15 protein-coding genes are annotated in these 16,554 nt (G+C 65.4%); 8 read left to right on the top strand and 7 right to left on the bottom strand.

Translation table 11 applies throughout. The annotated features are described in order from the left end of the window. Positions 1 to 36 precede the first annotated feature (36 nt). The 5 genes from FQ137_RS01060 to FQ137_RS01040 all read left to right on the top strand — a co-directional run bounded on the left by FQ137_RS01060 (position 37) and on the right by FQ137_RS01040 (position 3,944). A complete protein-coding gene (locus tag FQ137_RS01060) occupies positions 37 to 477 on the top strand; it encodes a universal stress protein (RefSeq protein WP_149290748.1) in 441 nt (146 codons plus the stop codon). A 217-nt stretch (positions 478 to 694) separates the two neighbouring features. Continuing rightward, a complete protein-coding gene (locus tag FQ137_RS01055; RefSeq protein ID WP_149290747.1) occupies positions 695 to 1,276 on the top strand; it encodes a GbsR/MarR family transcriptional regulator in 582 nt (193 codons plus the stop codon). Positions 1,277 to 1,560: 284 nt separating this feature from the next. Then, complete coding sequence (locus FQ137_RS01050) at positions 1,561 to 1,812, top strand: BatC protein (protein WP_149290746.1); 252 nt, start codon at positions 1,561 to 1,563, stop codon at positions 1,810 to 1,812. Between the two features lie 6 nt (positions 1,813 to 1,818). After that, positions 1,819 to 3,039 (top strand): cupin domain-containing protein, encoded by a 1,221-nt coding sequence (locus tag FQ137_RS01045; protein ID WP_149290745.1) that lies wholly within the window; start codon positions 1,819 to 1,821, stop codon positions 3,037 to 3,039. A gap of 92 nt (positions 3,040 to 3,131) precedes the next feature. Beyond that, positions 3,132 to 3,944, top strand: a complete 813-nt coding sequence (locus FQ137_RS01040) for a sucrase ferredoxin (RefSeq protein WP_149292557.1) — start codon at positions 3,132 to 3,134, stop codon at positions 3,942 to 3,944. A 32-nt stretch (positions 3,945 to 3,976) separates the two neighbouring features. On the opposite strand, the gene FQ137_RS01035 is transcribed toward FQ137_RS01040, so the two are convergent. From FQ137_RS01035 to FQ137_RS01015, 5 genes are all read right to left on the bottom strand, one after another. Continuing rightward, positions 3,977 to 4,873: a 3-hydroxyacyl-CoA dehydrogenase gene (locus tag FQ137_RS01035; RefSeq protein ID WP_149290744.1), complete on the bottom strand. Its 897-nt coding sequence runs from the start codon at positions 4,871 to 4,873 to the stop codon at positions 3,977 to 3,979. Next, the gene (locus FQ137_RS01030) at positions 4,866 to 6,236 is read right to left on the bottom strand and encodes an NAD(P)/FAD-dependent oxidoreductase (protein ID WP_149290743.1); all 1,371 of its coding nucleotides are present in this window, start codon (positions 6,234 to 6,236) and stop codon (positions 4,866 to 4,868) included. The genes FQ137_RS01035 and FQ137_RS01030 overlap by 8 nt, the downstream gene beginning before the upstream one ends. Before the next feature lie 128 nt (positions 6,237 to 6,364). After that, positions 6,365 to 9,424: a DUF3427 domain-containing protein gene (locus tag FQ137_RS01025; protein ID WP_188064709.1), complete on the bottom strand. Its 3,060-nt coding sequence runs from the start codon at positions 9,422 to 9,424 to the stop codon at positions 6,365 to 6,367. Then, positions 9,421 to 9,861, bottom strand: coding sequence for a (deoxy)nucleoside triphosphate pyrophosphohydrolase (locus FQ137_RS01020; protein WP_255583297.1), 441 nt, complete (start codon positions 9,859 to 9,861; stop codon positions 9,421 to 9,423). Before FQ137_RS01020 ends, FQ137_RS01025 begins: the two co-directional genes overlap by 4 nt. Positions 9,862 to 10,034: 173 nt before the next feature. Continuing rightward, entirely contained in the window at positions 10,035 to 11,189 is a 1,155-nt protein-coding gene (locus tag FQ137_RS01015; protein WP_188064707.1) for a phosphotransferase family protein, read from the bottom strand. Positions 11,190 to 11,424: 235 nt separating this feature from the next. Here FQ137_RS01015 and FQ137_RS01010 point away from each other — a divergent pair, with 235 nt between their 5' ends. Both FQ137_RS01010 and FQ137_RS01005 read left to right on the top strand, forming a co-directional pair. Beyond that, positions 11,425 to 12,393, top strand: coding sequence for a hypothetical protein (locus FQ137_RS01010; RefSeq protein ID WP_149290742.1), 969 nt, complete (start codon positions 11,425 to 11,427; stop codon positions 12,391 to 12,393). 125 nt (positions 12,394 to 12,518) lie between these two features. Then, the gene (locus FQ137_RS01005) at positions 12,519 to 13,499 is read left to right on the top strand and encodes an LLM class flavin-dependent oxidoreductase (protein WP_149290741.1); all 981 of its coding nucleotides are present in this window, start codon (positions 12,519 to 12,521) and stop codon (positions 13,497 to 13,499) included. Here the strand turns inward: FQ137_RS01005 and arsB are convergent. After that, on the bottom strand, positions 13,496 to 14,602 hold the full coding sequence (arsB, locus tag FQ137_RS01000) for an ACR3 family arsenite efflux transporter (RefSeq protein ID WP_149290740.1): 1,107 nt from the start codon (positions 14,600 to 14,602) through the stop codon (positions 13,496 to 13,498). The genes FQ137_RS01005 and arsB overlap by 4 nt on opposite strands. Before the next feature lie 100 nt (positions 14,603 to 14,702). Between arsB and FQ137_RS00995 the strand changes: the two genes are divergently transcribed. After that, positions 14,703 to 15,083, top strand: a complete 381-nt coding sequence (locus FQ137_RS00995) for a helix-turn-helix transcriptional regulator (RefSeq protein ID WP_149290739.1) — start codon at positions 14,703 to 14,705, stop codon at positions 15,081 to 15,083. A 127-nt stretch (positions 15,084 to 15,210) separates the two neighbouring features. Here the strand turns inward: FQ137_RS00995 and FQ137_RS00990 are convergent, their stop codons facing one another. Continuing rightward, the gene (locus FQ137_RS00990) at positions 15,211 to 16,467 is read right to left on the bottom strand and encodes an NAD(P)/FAD-dependent oxidoreductase (RefSeq protein WP_149290738.1); all 1,257 of its coding nucleotides are present in this window, start codon (positions 16,465 to 16,467) and stop codon (positions 15,211 to 15,213) included. Between the last annotated feature and the right edge of the window lie 87 nt (positions 16,468 to 16,554).

Raw genomic sequence — 16,554 nt, 5'->3', positions numbered from 1 at the left:
TCGCCGCTCTCGGTGAAATGGAAGTGGGTATTGGCCATGGATGCACAACCAGTCATCGTCGGGGTGGACGGATCGAGCGACTCGGTGCGTGCGCTGCAGTGGGCGGCGGAGTACGCCCGCGATAACGGTGCGCGGATCCAGGTCCTTGCGGTCGTCGACCGCCCCTCCGCCTGGGGTCCCCTGGCCATGGCCGGCTGGGAGGACACCACTGCCTTGGAGGCGGACCGCCGCAGAATGCTGGCCGAGACTGTGCGGGAAGCGCTGGGGGAGTTCGTGGAGCTGGAAGAGCGGGTGCTCGCGGGTCATCCCGCCGAGGCGCTCGTCAGGGCGTCCGCGGATGCCCGGCTTCTCGTGGTGGGCAGCCGTGGGCGTGGAGGTTTCGCCGGGATGTTGCTGGGTTCGGTGAGCCAGCACGTGATCGCCCACGCTCGATGCCCCGTCGTCGTCATCCCCCACGAGAGTGAAGCCGAGCGCTGAACGCGGTAGCTCGGTAGTACAAGCCCGCCCTGAGCTCGCGTCCGGACGCTACTACTGGTGGTGTCCGCGCCTGACGGCCGTCGAGCGCGCCCCGCGTTTGCGGGAGAACATGGCCGCCGAGTATGCACGGCATCACTACGGGGTGGACGAGAGCGTGCCGTCAGGACCGAACATTCACCACTTTCTGAACAATCAAAAGACCGAGTATTTTGAAGGCATGGATCGACGATCACTGGTGCAGCGCGCTGTCGAGCGGTTCGGGCAGGGTCTGGAGCTCGAGGGCATACCGCGAATGCCGGCCCGGGTGTTTGCCTTCATGATGATCGGCGGCCAGGACTCCTACTCCTCGCGTGATCTCGCCCGAGGGCTCGAGGTGAGCGCGGCGGCGATCTCCGGCGCGGTCCGCTACCTCGTCGATGCGCGACTGGTGCTGCGCGAGCGTGCGCCGCGGGGTCGGGGTGATCTTTTGCGGCTCATGAGCGGTGACGTCTGGGCGGAGGTCTTCGCCTCCAGGCTCCCGCTGATCGACCAGATCAACGCGAGTATCGACGACGCCGTGGCGATTCTCGACGACCTGCCCGAGGCCGAAAAAGCCCCAGGCCTGGCGAATCTGCGCGAGACCCGGGAGTTCTTCGAATTCGTCCGCAATGACATGCCACGCATGCTCGTGCGCTGGGCGGAGCACAAGGCGAACAGTCACGCCGATTCTCCCGAGGTGACGAACACACCCCTGCCGTTCCTGAATCCGGATGAGGACGATGCCTCCACGCTGGCACGCAGAGAGCGGGCCCAACGATGACCAAGTATCGGCTTCGAGGCTGCTGACCGGGGTCAGAAGCATCCCGGCGGTGTCGGCGGCGTCGACTATGGCTCAGACGGCCGAGTTCGTTGCGCTCTGCAGGTGGCTGGCCACGTCCACCCCAAGAGGTGATTGTGCCCGTGGCGATACATGGTCGCAGTGGGCGGCCCGGTGGCATAGTGGGTATCGCAAGCCCCATTGTGACCGAGGTCTCATTCTCGGCACGTGGCGACATCCGTACGAAGCTGTGCAGGTCGACACCTGCACTGACGAGAGGATCGCACATGGCTATCAACGATGACGACATCACGACCGCCGGCGCACAGGGCGGCGAGGGCGTCGCTGACGGCGGCTCCAACCCCCATGGCCACGACGGTGGAGCCGACGGCTCGGCCAGCGCCGGTGAGGGGACCGCTGACGGCGGTTCGAACCCGGACGGCCACGACGGCGGCGCAGACGGCTCGGCCGGTGAGGGCACCGCTGACGGCGGCTCCAACCCGGACGGTCATGACGGCGGCGCAGACGGCTCGGCCTGATCGATAGTGCTGGGGCGGTGCGTCGCGTGCGGGCGGGATGAATTTGCCCGTGACTTTTGGGGTCGCCAGCCCCTGCTGAGCCCGGCGGCACGGTTACCGCGTGATTTCGGTGACCTGCTGTCGCCGCAGATGGTCGACGAGATCATCGCCGAGCGCGGGGTACGCACGCCCTTCGTTCGGATGGCGCGGGAGGGCACGCTCGTCGACCGGGCGTGCTTCACCCGCTCCGGCGGGTTCGGTGCGCTGATGCCCGATCAGATCGACCCCGACGGCGTGCTCACGCAGTTCGCCGCCGGAGCAACGATCGTCTTGCAGGGCCTGCACCGGTTCTGGCCGCCGGTCATCGACTTCGTTCGAGCTCTCACCTCCGATCTCGGCCACCCAGTGCAGACCAACGCCTACATCACCCCGCCGGCAAATCGCGGGTTCGAACCGCACTACGACGTCCACGACGTCTTTGTCCTCCAGGTGTCCGGCACCAAGCGGTGGCGCGTTCACGAGCCCGTCCACCACCACCCGCTTGCCGATCAACCGTGGACCGACCATCGTGAGGCGATCGCCGCGCGAGCCACCGAGGAGCCGGTCATCGACACTGTCCTCCAACCGGGGGACAGCCTCTACTTGCCGCGTGGCTGGGTCCACTCGGCCGAGGCGCAGGGTGAGACGTCGATCCACCTCACCGTCGGCGTAGCGCCCTTCACCGGTCACGACATCGCTTCGGCGCTCGTCGAGGCATTGGCCTCCGAGGAGTCGCTGCGCGAGTCGTTGCCACTCGGGCTCGCCCCGGTGGACGCCGCGCGCACCGAGGAGCACGCGCGCGCGGTGCTCGACGTGGTGGCGAATCTGATGTCGGAGAAGCAGGACGAGCTCAGCGCACTCGCCGGCGGGACACTCGCCACGCGGTATCTGGAGCTGACGCGGCCCGCCGCGGTCCGCCCCCTGGCGACCCTCGACGCGGTCGCGTCCCTTGACGCTGACACCGTGCTGCGGTGGCGGGACGGACTGCACGGGTCGCTCGATGACACCAGCCCCGACACGGTCGTCCTGACGCTGCCCACCAAAGCGATCACCTTCCCCGCGCAGTGCGCTCCCGCCCTGCGCGCGATTCTGGCCGGTTACCCGGTCACCGCGGGTTCGCTACCCGGTCTCGACGACGCCGCCGACGGCGTTGTGGTGCTGCGGCGGTTGTTGCGGGAAGCAGTGGTGGTACCGGGACGGGTTCCATGACGGGACCTGCGATTGGCCGGGCCGGTGAGGAACCGTGCAGCGTGTCCGCGCTGCGCCGCGGCGATCCTCTCGAGGGCTCCGGCGCGCGGGGGATGCGGTGGCTCATGCTGGAGCTCACCGGCCCGTGGGGTTTCCTGGCGCTGATCGACTCGCCCGCCATCTTGGATCCGGTGTTGGGGCGGTCGATAGCCCTGCGCGCCCAGGCGGCCGACGTGCGGGTCGCGGCGATCCGACGACCGGGCCGCCGGCCGGCCGAGCTTCGGTGGCGGTGGGCCCTCGCAGACGCCCGCCCCGGCCACGAGTACCTGCTGTGGGGCGAGGTGGATGGTCCCGAGCAGTATGCCGAGATCCCGCTCGACGGCTCCGCGGGCACCCCGTCCACAGAGCCGCTCGTGGCGGTGTGCACGCATGGCAAACACGACCAGTGCTGCGCCGTGCGAGGCCGTCGCGCTGCGGCGGCGATTGCCGAGCGGTATCCGGAAGCGACCTGGGAGTGCTCGCACCTGGGCGGGGACCGTTTCGCCGCGACGATGCTCGTATTGCCACACGGTCTGTACTACGGGCGTGTGGACCAGGCGCAGGACCCGGCCGACATCGTCGCGCGCTATGAGCAGGGCCGGGTCGACCCGCGGTACCTCCGCGGCCGCAGCAGCTATCCGGGAGTCGTGCAGGTCGCGCAGCACCATGCACGGATGTCCATGGGAGACGACCGTATCGACGCGTACGCCCCCCTCGCCGTCGTCGAGTCGGACGGTGAGGTGGAGGTGACGCTGGACGGGCCGCACGGCCCGGTGGTGGTGCGGCTACGGGAAACCTTCTCCGAGCCGATCTTCACGATGTGTCAGGCGCGCGCGCCCGGCCCCGTCAAGCAATGGGACCTGCTCGAGATCACGGGCCGCACGTAGCGGCGGATCCCGGCGGGATCCGCCGCCGTGGATCAGGTGTGGTTCCAGCTCGTCACCGGCGCCACCACGTTGCCGTCGGCGTCGTAGGTGTAGAAGCCCTCACCGTCACCCAGTCCGGTCTTGCCGGCGTCGATGCCCTTCTGCAGGATCTCCGCGAACTTTTGCTGCTTCTCGTCGCCCATGCGCGAGATGTTGGCGGCCACGTTGAATCCCACGGTGTCGAACACCTGGAACGGCCCGTGGGGTGACTGGGTGGCGGTGCGCCATACGTTGTCGATGTCCGCGGGGTTGGCGACGCCGTCGACGTAGAGGTTCGCGCCCGCCTGCAGCCACGGAACGAGAAGTCCGTTGAGCAGGTAGCCGGGCGTCTCCTTGAGAATGGGGATCGGTACCAGGCCGATCTCGTCGGCGAACTCCAACACGATGTCGAAGTACTTCTGCTCGGTCTCCTTGGCCACCATCACCTCGCCTGTGTTGTAGCGCCAGACGAGGTTGGCGAAGTGCAGGGCGAGGAACTTCTCGGGGCGGCCCGTCTCGGCGGCGAAGTCGCTGGGACGCAGGGTGGAGGTGTTGGTGGCGAAGATGGTCTTCTCCGGCGCACGCTCACCGATCTGTGCCCACACCTTCTTCTTGAGGTCGAGCTGCTCCGGGATGGCCTCGATCACCAGGTCGGCGTCGGCGACCGCTTCGGCGATGTCGGTGGTGGTGGTAATGGACTCGATCGCCGCGTCGAACCGCTTCTCATCGAAATCCGGCAGGTCGCGCCTGTAGTAGCCGCGCATCCACTCCCAGCGCTCGGGGAGCTTGGCAAGGAGGTCGTCGGAGATGTCGTAACCGGTCACGGTCTTGCCGTGGTAGGCCGCCTGCATCATGATCTGCGAACCGAGGACCCCGGTTCCGAAGACGGTGACGTTGGTGATCTCAGTCATTGTTCACTCCTGTGGTCGATCGGTCGGCTGTTGTCCCGCGCTGGCGGGTCCGTGCGTACTGCTGCGGCTGGTACACGACCACCTGCGGCCGACTGGTGGTGAGGTAGTCCCGGAACCACGACACGAGGGCCGCGATTCGCTGTTGCATGCCGGAGAGCAGCACCAGGTGGACGGCGAGCCAAGACAGGAACGCCAGCAGCCCGTTGATCTGGAATCGGCGCGGTGTGACCTCCGCGACCGCGTGGCCGCGTCCGATCATGGCCATGAAGCCGAGGTCACGGTATCCAAATGGCGTGGGGGCCTGCCCTGCGAGTTCGGCTTGGATGTTGTCTGCGGCCCACTGGCCGGACTGCTTGGCGACCGAACCCAGTTGGGGGAGTGTGCGGCCCTTGGCGTCGACGATGTTGGCGGCGTCGCCCAGTACGTAGACGCCGGGGAAGTCCGGGACGGTGAGGTCGGGTCGGACATCGACCCGACCTCCGCGTCCGGTGGGCAGACCGGCGGCGCCGAGTAGCCCGGACGCTTTGAGACCGGCTGTCCACACGACGATGCCGGCCGGGATGGTGGTGTCGTCCGCGAGCGTCACGCCGTTCTCCGTCACCGAGGCGACGGCTGCGCCCAGGTGGATGATGATGCCGAGGTCCTGGAGGCTACGGCGGGTGTACTTCTGCGACTGTTTCGAGAACGGTGGGAGGACCGTGTCGCCCATGTCGATCAGGTGGACGTTGATCGAGGCGGCGAAGTCAGGTGAGTACTGTTCGGACACCACGGCGTTGATGTTCTCCGCGATGGCGCCTGCCGTCTCGACCCCGGTGGGGCCCGCGCCGACGACGGCGACGCCGAACGGGCGCCGTTCCCCGCCGGCTTCCTGGGTGGCTGCTGCTCGTTCCAGTGCACCGAGCATCGCCGAGGACAGGCTCGTGGCATCGTCCACTGAGTACAGCGGGTAGGCGAGTTCACGTGCTCCGGGCGTGTTGAAAAAGTTGGGTTCGGTGCCCACGGCGATCACCAGGATCTTGCCACGGTAGACAAGGCCGTCTTCGGTGGTGACGGTCTTGGTGGTGGCATCGACATCCGCGACCCGAGCCGTCCGGATCTTCACGTGGTCCCGTTCGCCACGCAGGATCTCGCGTAGCGGTCGGGCGACGGTCGAGATTGCGATTTGTGAGGTGGCCGCCTGATAGAGCAGGGGCTGGAACTGGTGGTAGGGGTTCTGGTCCAGCAGGAGGACGTCGACTCCCGCTCGCCCGAGCTTTTTGGCGGCGTACAGACCGGCGAAACCCGCGCCAACTATCACCACGTCGTGGTCGAGGACCGTTGGCGATTCGGGGTGACTGGGTTCCGCGGCGGGGTGTTGGGTCATGTCTTGTCCTTACGCGAGTGGAGGTGCGTTGTCTACCAGTGTGACGCGTTTGGAGTGCCGCGGCGGACCGGTTGACGACGACGAAAACGACGACGACGAGGGCCCGCACCCAGTGCTTTCTCGCCGCGTCAGACTCCTAGGACGGACGCCTGTGCGAGAACGTCAGCGGGCATCGGTCGGCGGAGCGCCCATCTGATCTGGATCGGTCGCTCGCCGGAGTGAGACACGTAGTCAGCATTACCCAGCAAGACGAAAGGCGCCGTCGTGACGTCATCCTTCGGGGAGTTGCGAACCGCGAGCAACACGTTGGTTCCGGCTTCACGTTGGCCGAGGTAACGGCGGCCTGTCGCAGAAGTCTGGGTGGTGTTCGACTGTGATTCCCAGTCGAACAGGGTTGGCGAGACTGGGACATCCCGATACATCGTTGACGGGCTGAACGCGCTTTCATCCTTGTGAAGATTGATAAAGAAGATGTCGGTCTGGTGGGTGGCGCACCAGGCGACGCCCTCCCGCAGCGTCTTCGGGCGACCGTCCTCTGCGCGCCAATCAAGCGCGGACAGCAGTTCTTCACGGCTGTAGCTCGCATGAGTCCGCAGTGGAAGTGTGGCGAGATCGCCGTCAAGGGGAAGCGGTACGTGGTGAATGTTCCGAGTGGCTGCATCCATCAGCTGGATCAATTCCTCGAATAGCCGCGGAAACCCTGCGAGATCGCTGACCGTTTCATTGAAGTCGGCCGTGTACTGAACGGGCACCAGGAAGTCAATCAGCATCGACGCCCACACGTCATCGCGGGCGCACGACTTTCCTGCCAAGATGTCCTCGCCCACCCGTGTGTACTCGCGGATCCGGTCTAGATCATCGACCGTCCTGAGTCGCTGAAGTTTCTTGAGGAGGAGTTTTTCTCTGCCCTCAGGTTCTGGCTGCCCCGTTGCGATCGTAACGATTGTTGTCCACGAACGGTCAGCTCGGTAGATGTCGTCCAGATCGCGATTGGTCTCATCGAGAAACTCGGCGAGCACTGGAACGGCGCCGAGTGAGCGCAGGTCATTCGCCAATGCCTTCTTCGTGTTCGCCTTCACCGCCTGCTTAATGGAGCGCAAGACCTCACCCCGGGAAACCTCGTCGAGAACAATCCGCGACGCGCCGGGAAGCGAAGGAAAGCCAACTTCAAGATCGGTTTCGAGGCGACGCCTCGACAGCCCTGTCATTGCGTGATATCGGCCGGCAAGGTTGAAGTCAGCCCGATGGTGGCCCACAAAATCCAAGACAATCAGCACAGCCTTGCCTGGTGACCGACGCAATCCACGGCCGAGCTGTTGGATGAACACTGTCGAACTCGCGGTGGGACGCAGCATAAGGACAACATCAACCGAAGGGATGTCGACACCTTCGTTGAAGACATCAACGGTGAAGATGCAACGCAGATCCCCGGCTTTGAGACGCTCGACCAGAGCGCGCCGCTCGTCCGGGTCAGTGGTGCCGACGATGGCAGCGGACGGAAGACCGCGCGCTGTAAATGACTCGGCCATGTATTTCGCATGGTCAACCGACACGCAGAACCCAAGCGCGCGCATCCGTGTCGCGTCGAGGACCTTCTCCCGTAGGGCCTTGAGAATTAGCAAAGTCCTGGCGTCGTTGCCGGTGTATAAATCGGAAAGGGCTCCGGGGCTGTATTGACCTGCGCTCCACTCAACGTCCCGCAGATCCGTGTTGTCGGAAATGCCGTAGTAGTGGAACGGGCACAACAGATCCTGCTCCAGCGCATCCCACAGGCGAAGTTCGTATGCAGTGCGTCCGTGAAAAAATTCCCGTACGTCGACGCCGTCTGCACGCTCTGGTGTTGCAGTCAGGCCAAGAACTTCGGTCGCGGTGAACCGGGAGAAGAGTCGTCGATAGCTTGCCGCTTCAGCGTGGTGGAACTCGTCGACGACAAGGATTTCCCAGTCCTCCGGCACGTGGTGGTCCCGATCGAGAGATTGCACGCTGGCAAACACATGCTTCCAGTGACGAGGTTTCTCGCCGCCGACGAAGAGTTCGCCGAAAGAGCCATCACCAAGAACTGCGCGATATGTGCGCAGAGCTTGCACAAGAATTTCTTTTCTGTGGGCGACGAATAGCAAAGATGGTTGTCTGCTGTCTGCCTGCTCGGATAGCGCGCGGTAGTCGAGGGCTGCAACGACGGTCTTGCCAGTGCCGGTGGCTGCGACTAACAGGTTGAGATGGTGGTCAAACACGTTTCGTTCGGTCGCCAGCGCATCGAGCATCAGTTGCTGGTGGCCATAAGGACGTACCTCTAAGCCTGCGAGGGAGACAAGGACGGAAGTAGATTTGCGCCCCCCTGCCTCCTCGAGTGCTCTGTCTAATTTTTCGGCGTCGGTATCAGGGTTGTACAACTCGAAATCGGCCAAGTTCCAATAGGAATCGAAGACCGTCCGAAACTTCGCTATCTGAGCCGCGTGCGCGACGGAGGACAGGCGGACGTTCCATTCGAGTCCATCTACGAGCGCAGATCGGGAGAGGTTTGAACTTCCGACGTAAGCCGTGTCGAAACCGCTATGTCGCCGAAAAAGCCATGCTTTAGCGTGGAGGCGGGTGGAGGCTTTCTCGAACCGCACTTTAACTCGCGCTCCGAAGTCATTGACTAGAACGTCTAGGGCCCGCCGATCTGTGGCTCCCATATACGTCGTAGTGAGAATGCGTGGTGCGATGCCACGCTCAGCGAGCAGTTCAAATTGCGGTGCCAATACCGTTACACCAGTGAACTTTACAAAGGCACATAAGAGATCGACCTCGTCAGATGATTCCATCTCTAGGGCGAGTTCATTTCCGAGGCCGGGCTCGTCACGCGCGTTCGTAAGAAGTGCGCCTTCGGAGAGCGGAGTCGATGGGCGACGCGGTTCTGTTCTCCCGGTGGGGTAAATGGACTGAAGGATCGACCCACCTGCGAGGTCGTCACCATCAGAGTCGAGCGCATTAATGAACTGTTCGGCCACCTCGAGCCGTTTGGCCGGGTCGATGGACTCGAGGTGCCTGCGAACCGCGTCACCGACGTGCCGTCCAAGAATTTCAGGGGCGAGCCCCGGATCCAGGTCGATGATTCGTGACGACGCGGCTGTCGCATCGAGACGTTCTTGAAGCCGCGGGGTAATGACTGACTCGTAGAGTCCTTCGGGCAACGGGGCGCTCATGTGCGATCCTCGACGGGCTTGTGCCCGGTGGATGAAAGGACGGTCACCGCGGGGAGGTCCGGAGTGGCCCAATCAAGGGAAGGCAAAGCGTCGATGGATACCCAACGCAGTTGGTCGTGATCAGTACTCCGGAACGGTAATTCCTTCGACGAGACGATGTAGCAGGCTAGGTCGATCTCGAGATGATCGACCGTCGTCACAGTTCTATCGACGAGTTCGCCCACCGAGATGGAAATTCCAAGCTCTTCGTGAATTTCGCGAACCAGTGCGGTCGCAGGGGTCTCGCCGTCGTCAATCTTCCCGCCCGGAAACTCCCACTTGCCCGCTGCGGACTTACCCGGCGCTCGTCTACAGGCGAGGACGTTGCCATCTCGGTAGAACACTGCCGCCACTACTTTGATCCGTGGCAATGAAGCTCCCTCATCAGCGCGATCCACATTCGGGAGTAGACCTTATCTGCAGCGGCTCCGACTACTTGTCCTTATCGCCCCAGTCGGCGAAGCCTGACGGATCGTGCGGATCCGGTTTGGCGCATTCGAACAGGTTTCACGCGGATCCTCGGAACTAATCGTTCGCGGGCGCGGCCGGAGTGGGCGGCGATCAGTCGCTCTCAGTCCGCGATCAACCGCTCGAGCATGGTGTGGTGCAGGACGTACTCGTCCGGGCTGGCCGGGGCCTCCTGCTCACCGAAGTGGACACGACGGCGAGCGATTCTCGCCATGATGATCGCGTGCCGCAGCCCGGCGTACACGTAGTAGAACGGCAGATCCCTGACGGTGGAGCCGGTCTGGCTCTCGTACTGCTCGACGACCTCGCCGTGATCGAATACGTGCGGAATCCCCGGGAACTCGAAGGCCACCGCGAGGTCCTGGAACAGGTCGTGGAAATACAGGAACCAGCCCAAGTCGACTTCGGCCGGGGCGATCGCCGCCATCTCCCAGTCCAGCACAGCGGTCGGGGTGGTGCCCTCGTAGAGGATGTTGCCGATGCGGGCGTCGCCCCAGCTCAGCACGTCCGGGCCGGTCTCGGCGGGCCAGTGGGCCTCGATCCAGTCGAATGCGCGCTCGATGACCGGGATCGCCATCCCGTCCTCGCGGGTCGTCCACTCGTAGTAGGCGCGCTGTTCATCGACGTGGACCCGCAGCGCACTCATGCCGTCGGCGGGGGCCAGGGAGGCGACAAGGTCAGCCGGGCGCGGGATCTGGTGGATCTCCGCGAGCACCGCCACGGACGCGTCGCGCAGCTCCCGCTGCTGCTCCGCAGCCATTTCCAGCAACCAGCCGTCGAACACGTACGGAGGATTGTCCACCGGCGCCCGCCCGGAAGCCCGGTCCATCACCAGGAACGGCGCGCCCAGGATGGCCGGGTCCTGCTCGAGCCACCGGACGCGGGGAACCGGCAGTCGGGTGTTCTCGCCGACCACCCGCATCACATCGAACTGTGTGGCCAGGTCGTAGACGGGAAAAACCGGGAACGCCTCGTCCTGCGGGCACATCCGGGCGACCAGCTGAGCAGACCGGCGCCCGGCCGCGCCCCCTGGAGCGGCCGTTCCGGCGGGGGTCCAGGTGGCGTCGAAGAGCACCGAAATGTTCGACATCCCCGAGGACTCCGGCCTGCTCACCTCCGAGATCTCGACTCCAGCGGCGGCGTCGACCTCGTCGCGGGCGGCGAGCCACGCCGTGAGGCGCTCGCGGAACTCATCGAGGTCGGCCTCGCCCGAGGTCACCCGCTGATGCAACGGCTCGCTGGAGTGTGTCTGCGTCATGTGGTCGACCCCTTTGTGCAGCAGTAGTACGCGGGCTAGACCCGCGACTCACACAGTGTGACCTACTGCACAGTTCGACGGCTCTGGATCGCGCATCCTCGCAGTCGCTCACGCGGTCTGGGGCGGCGCACCTCGTCGTCGTCGCACTTTCGAGCCGATACGGTCCACGCCGACGTTCGCCAGGGAACAGTAGGCCAGAACAGACATGTTCGACCCAGCGGCGAAAGGTGCCACCATGCCCGAAACTCCCGAAGACCTCCAGAGGCCGCAACCACTGCGCGTCGACCCGGCGGACGAGGGCGCGCACCCGCCCGAGCCGGGCGAGCCGCTGTGGAGCGAGAGCCACTACATGGACGCCATCAGCGACGACGGCACTGTGGGCGTCTACGCCCGGCTCGGTGACACGGCGAACCTGGATGTGTCCATGATGTCGTTCGCCATCACCCGCCCGGGCCTGCCGTCGATCATCCTCAACGACACGGCTGCACCACCGCCGACCCGCGACGAGTTCAGATTCACGGTCGAGGCGCCCACGTACACCGCCTCGTTTGAGGTCACCGACCCCGTCAAGGCCTACGTCGTGACCTTCGAGGGCGCGGCGTACGAATACGCCGACGAGGGCGCGATCCTGCGCGGCGAGCCCGGCACGCCCACCCACGTCAAAGCAGATCTCACGTGGCTGACCGACGGCATCGACTACCAGTGGTCCATCACCACTCGCTACGAGATGCCGTGCCGCGTCACCGGGACCCTCACAATCGACGGCGAGGAGTTCCAGTTCGCCGGCGACGGTCAACGCGACCACTCCTGGGCCACACGCGACTGGTGGGGAGCGACGTGGATGTGGAATGCCTTCCGGCTCGACGACGGCGAGGGACTCACCACCGGAACCAAGATCCACAGCGTGGTGATGGACGGCATGGAGTACGCCTTCGGATACGTGCAGAAGGGCGAGGACCTCACCGAACTGTCCCGGGGTGCATCGAACGCGGAGTACGACGGCGACGGGCGCATAGCCAACGCCCGGATCCGCCTCGAGGACGTGGACCTGGAATTCACTGTCACCCCCACGGCGTACGCCAACCTCCTGCTGACCTCCGAGGAGGGCAAGGTCGCACACTTCGTCCGCGCCATGGCCGACTTCGCCGCCTCCGACGGGCGCACCGGGCGGGGCTGGATCGAGTGGGAGCGCGTAATCGACTGACCGGTCGCACTGCGCGCCAGCCCCACCAGGTCTATGACCCATCACCAAGATGGCGGGATGGGTAGCCTCGACCCATCGGCCGTCAAGGCCCGCACTAGCAAAAGTGAACGTAGAAGAGGTGTCCGTTGTCCGTCCCATTGAGCATTCTCGACCTGGTCTCCATCTCCGAGGGGTCCACCGCGCGTGAGGCGATCGCCGCGTCCATGAAGTCCGCGACGCTGGCCGACCAGCTCGGGTACACGCGGCTGTGGTTCGCCGAGCACCACAACACGCCCAACCTCGCCTCCAAGGCCACCTCGCTGCTGATCTCTCAGGCCGCCTCGGTGACCGAGCGGATCCGCGTGGGCTCCGGCGGCGTCATGCTGCCCAACCACGCGCCGCTCATGGTGGCCGAGCAGTACGGCACACTGGCCAACATCCACGGCGACCGGATCGACCTGGGCCTGGGCCGTGCACCCGGCACCGACGGGATGACCGCACAGGCACTGAGCCGCTCGTCCGCCGAACCGCAGGCCTTCGCCCGGCACATCTACGACCTGCAAGGCTGGTTCGGGGAGACCGGAACCGCGCACAGCACCCCCATCCTGTCGTCGGTCTCGCAGGGGATGGAGGTGCCGATCTGGGTGCTCGGCTCCACCGTCAACGGCGCCTCGATCGCAGGGCAGCTCGGACTGCCGTTCTCGCTGGCCTCGCACTTCGCGCCCGACCAGATCGACGACGCCATTCGCGTCTACCGCGAGACGTTCAGCACCTCCGCGCCCACCGCACGGATCGAGAAGCCACAGGTGATGGCAGGCATCAACGTGGTGGTCGCCGACACCGACGCCGAAGCGCAGCGGCAGTTCACAACCCTCCAGCAGATGTTTCTCGACCTGCGGGCTGGTCGCAGGCGCAAGATCCAGCCGCCCGTCGACCCGGCGGAGTTCGCCGGCAGCACGCCCTCGATGCTCGAGATCAGCGCCGTGGGCTCGCCGACCACCGTCAAGGCGCAGCTCGAGCAGTTCATCGAGCGCACCGGAGCCGACGAACTCATCACCGTCACCTACGCGTACGACCCGGAGGTGCGGAACCGGTCGATCGAGCTGCTCGCCGACCTCTGGTTCTAGGCTCCCGGGGTCGCACGGTCGGGCAGAGTGGGGTCGCCGGGGAACAGTCGCGGGCCGAGCCACAGCGCGACGTAGACCAGCCCGACCAACACGGGCACCTCGATGAGCGGACCCACGACGCCCGCCAGCGCCTGCCCGGAGGCGATGCCGAACGTGCCGATGGACACCGCGATCGCGAGCTCGAAGTTGTTGCCCGAAGCGGTGAAGGCCACGCTCGTGGACTTGGCGTAGTTCAGACCGATCGCGCGGGACACGAGCAGGCTGAAGAAGAACATCAGCACGAAGTACAGCAGGAGCGGCACTGCCATCCGAGCCACGTCCAGTGGTCGGGAGGTGATGGCCTGCCCCTGCATCGCGAACAGCAGCACGATCGTGAACAGCAGGCCGTACAGCGCCCACGGCCCGATCCGAGGCAGGAATGTCTCCTCGTACCACTGCCGCCCCTTGGCTCGCTCGCCCAGGACGCGGGTGAGGAAGCCGGCGAGCAGGGGGATCCCGAGGAACACGAGCACCGACGCCACGATCGCCCAGACGGAGAATTGCGCCGAGGTGGTCTCCAGCCCCAGCCACGACGGCAGCACCTGAAGGTAGAACCAGCCCAGCGCGCCGAAGGCCACCACCTGGAACACCGAATTGATGGCCACCAGCACCGCCGCGGCCTCCCTATCGCCGCACGCCAAGTCGTTCCAGATGAACACCATGGCGATGCACCGGGCGAGCCCCACGATGATCAACCCTGTGCGGAATTCGGGCAGGTCGGGCAGGAAGACCCAGGCCAGAGTGAACATGAACGCCGGGCCGAGGATCCAGTTGAGGATGAGCGACAGGGTGAGAAGTTTTCGGTCTCCGGTCACCCGGTTGGTTTCGTCGTAGCGGACCTTGGCCAGGACTGGGTACATCATGACCAGCAGTCCGACGGCGATGGGGACCGAGATGCCGCCGATCTTCACCGAGTCCAGGGCGCGGTCCAGGCCAGGGACAAAGCGACCTAGTAGCAGGCCGACCGCCATCGCCGCGAGGATCCAGACGGCCAGGTAGCGGTCGAGGAACGACATCTCTTTGGCGACCGGGGCGACGCTGCGCGCAGAAGTGGTGGCGCTCATCAGATGCGAGGCTCCCGTCAGATCGGTGGATGTTCAGGAGCGAGGTTAGGGTGACATATCGACGGACGTCAATCTGACTTCGGCAGGGGGCGGTGCGGGTATGACGACGACGGATTCAGTGGCTGGCGCGGGGCTCGCGAGTGCTGGGCTGGTCGGCGATACCGCGGTGGACGAACGCTGCTCCGTTCGGCGTACGCCCATCGACGCAGCCACGGCGGACGAGATGGCGACTCGGTTCAAAGCGCTGGCCGACCCGACCCGGCTCCAGCTCCTATCGCACATCGCGGCGAGCGGCTGCGAGTCCGTGTGCGCCTGCGACCTCCTCGACATAGTGGATATCGGCCAGCCGACCGTCAGCCATCACCTCAAGCGACTCGTCGACGCCGGCCTGCTGACCCGCGAGCAGCGCGGCAAGTGGGCCCACTACTCCGTGGCCCGCGAGGCCCTGGACGACCTGCGCGGACTCCTTGACCTGGCCTGATTGATGCGTTTGCGGCTGGCGACCGTGAAATCGCATTGCGCGAAGGCGGTGCCGGCCGCAGCGCCTCCCTTTGAGTCGTCCGTCGTCGCGCCGCCGGTCATCTCGGGCCCAGCTCGGAGGACGGGACTCACGGCACGAGGGTGTCCAACGGGGTGTCAGAGTCAGCCAGTGCGTCCGCGTCAACGGGGACGCGGGCGGCCACGAGTGCATCAAGCTGATCGCCGGCATCCCAGATATTGACGTTCATGGCGGCCAGGACTATCCCGGTGTCGTCGAGCCAGAACGCCAGGAACTGGAGCCCCTTCACGTCTCCCCGATACACGACCCGGGTGTAATCCGATGTCACGCCCCGGAACTCCATCCCCAGGTCGTACTGGTCTGTGAAGAAGTACGGGACCTTGTCGTACACGGCCTCCCGGCCACAAATCGTGGCTGCAGCCACGGCCGGCTGATTAAGGGCGGTTGCCCAGTGCTCGGTGCGTAGGTATCGCCCGTACATCGGGTAATCCACGGCGGCGATGTCGCCGACCGCGTAGACATTGGCCACCGCGGTGCGCAATCCGGCGTCCACGCGGACTCCACCGTCGACCACCGTCACTTCGGTGCCCTCCAGTATTTCGACGTTCGGCCGGGCGCCAACGGCGACCAACACGACGTCCGCTCCCACCACCTCGCCGCCGGCCAACTGCACGCCGGTAGCACGCCCTCCCTCGGTGGCGATCGACTCGACCCGGACGCCGAAGTGAAAGTGCACCCCGCGCTGACGGTGCAGGTCTGCGAACACCTCGCCCAGTTCGTCGCCAAGCGCCGTGTGCAGCGGGTGGGTGCCCGCCTCGATGATGGTGACCCCACACCCGCGGCCCATCGCGGCGGCCGCGACTTCGAGGCCAATCCAGCCCGCGCCAATGATGACGAGCCTGGCGCCCCGGACGAGCTCGTCAGCGAGCCGGGAGGCGTCGTCAATGCTGCGCAGGTAGTGAACGCCACTCGCCTCGCGCCCCTCGAACGGCGGCACGGCGGACCGCGACCCGGTGGCGAGGATGAGCGAGGAGTAGGTCAGCTTCTCCCCGTCCGCGAGCGTCACCGAGCGTTCCCCGGTGTCGACGGCCGTGACCGCGACCCCCAGCCGTAGTTCCACCCGATGTGCGTCGTACCAGTCGCGATCATGCACCGTGAACTCGTGTTGAGGCGTCCCGTCGATGAGGAAGCCCTTGGACAAGGGGGGCCGTTCATACGGGAGATGGGCCTCGTCGCCGATGAGAACAATAGGTCCGGCGAAACCTTCGGACCGCAAGGCTTCCGCAGACTTGGCGCCCGCGAGGCCGGCCCCGACGATGATCACCGACTCCGATGCTGAACTCGTCGTGGATGTCGTATCACTCATGGCGAACTCCGTGGTCGAGGGGACGTATGGGCCCCGCGATCTTTAAAATTCGCCCGAAACTGTTCTAGATCGTGGTGTACGACACAG

The organism is Dietzia sp. ANT_WB102 (assembly GCF_008369165.1).
Taxonomy (GTDB): Bacteria; Actinomycetota; Actinomycetes; order Mycobacteriales; family Mycobacteriaceae; genus Dietzia.
The sequence above is the reverse complement of the archived record's forward strand: the minus strand, read 5'-3'. Positions and strand labels throughout refer to the sequence as shown.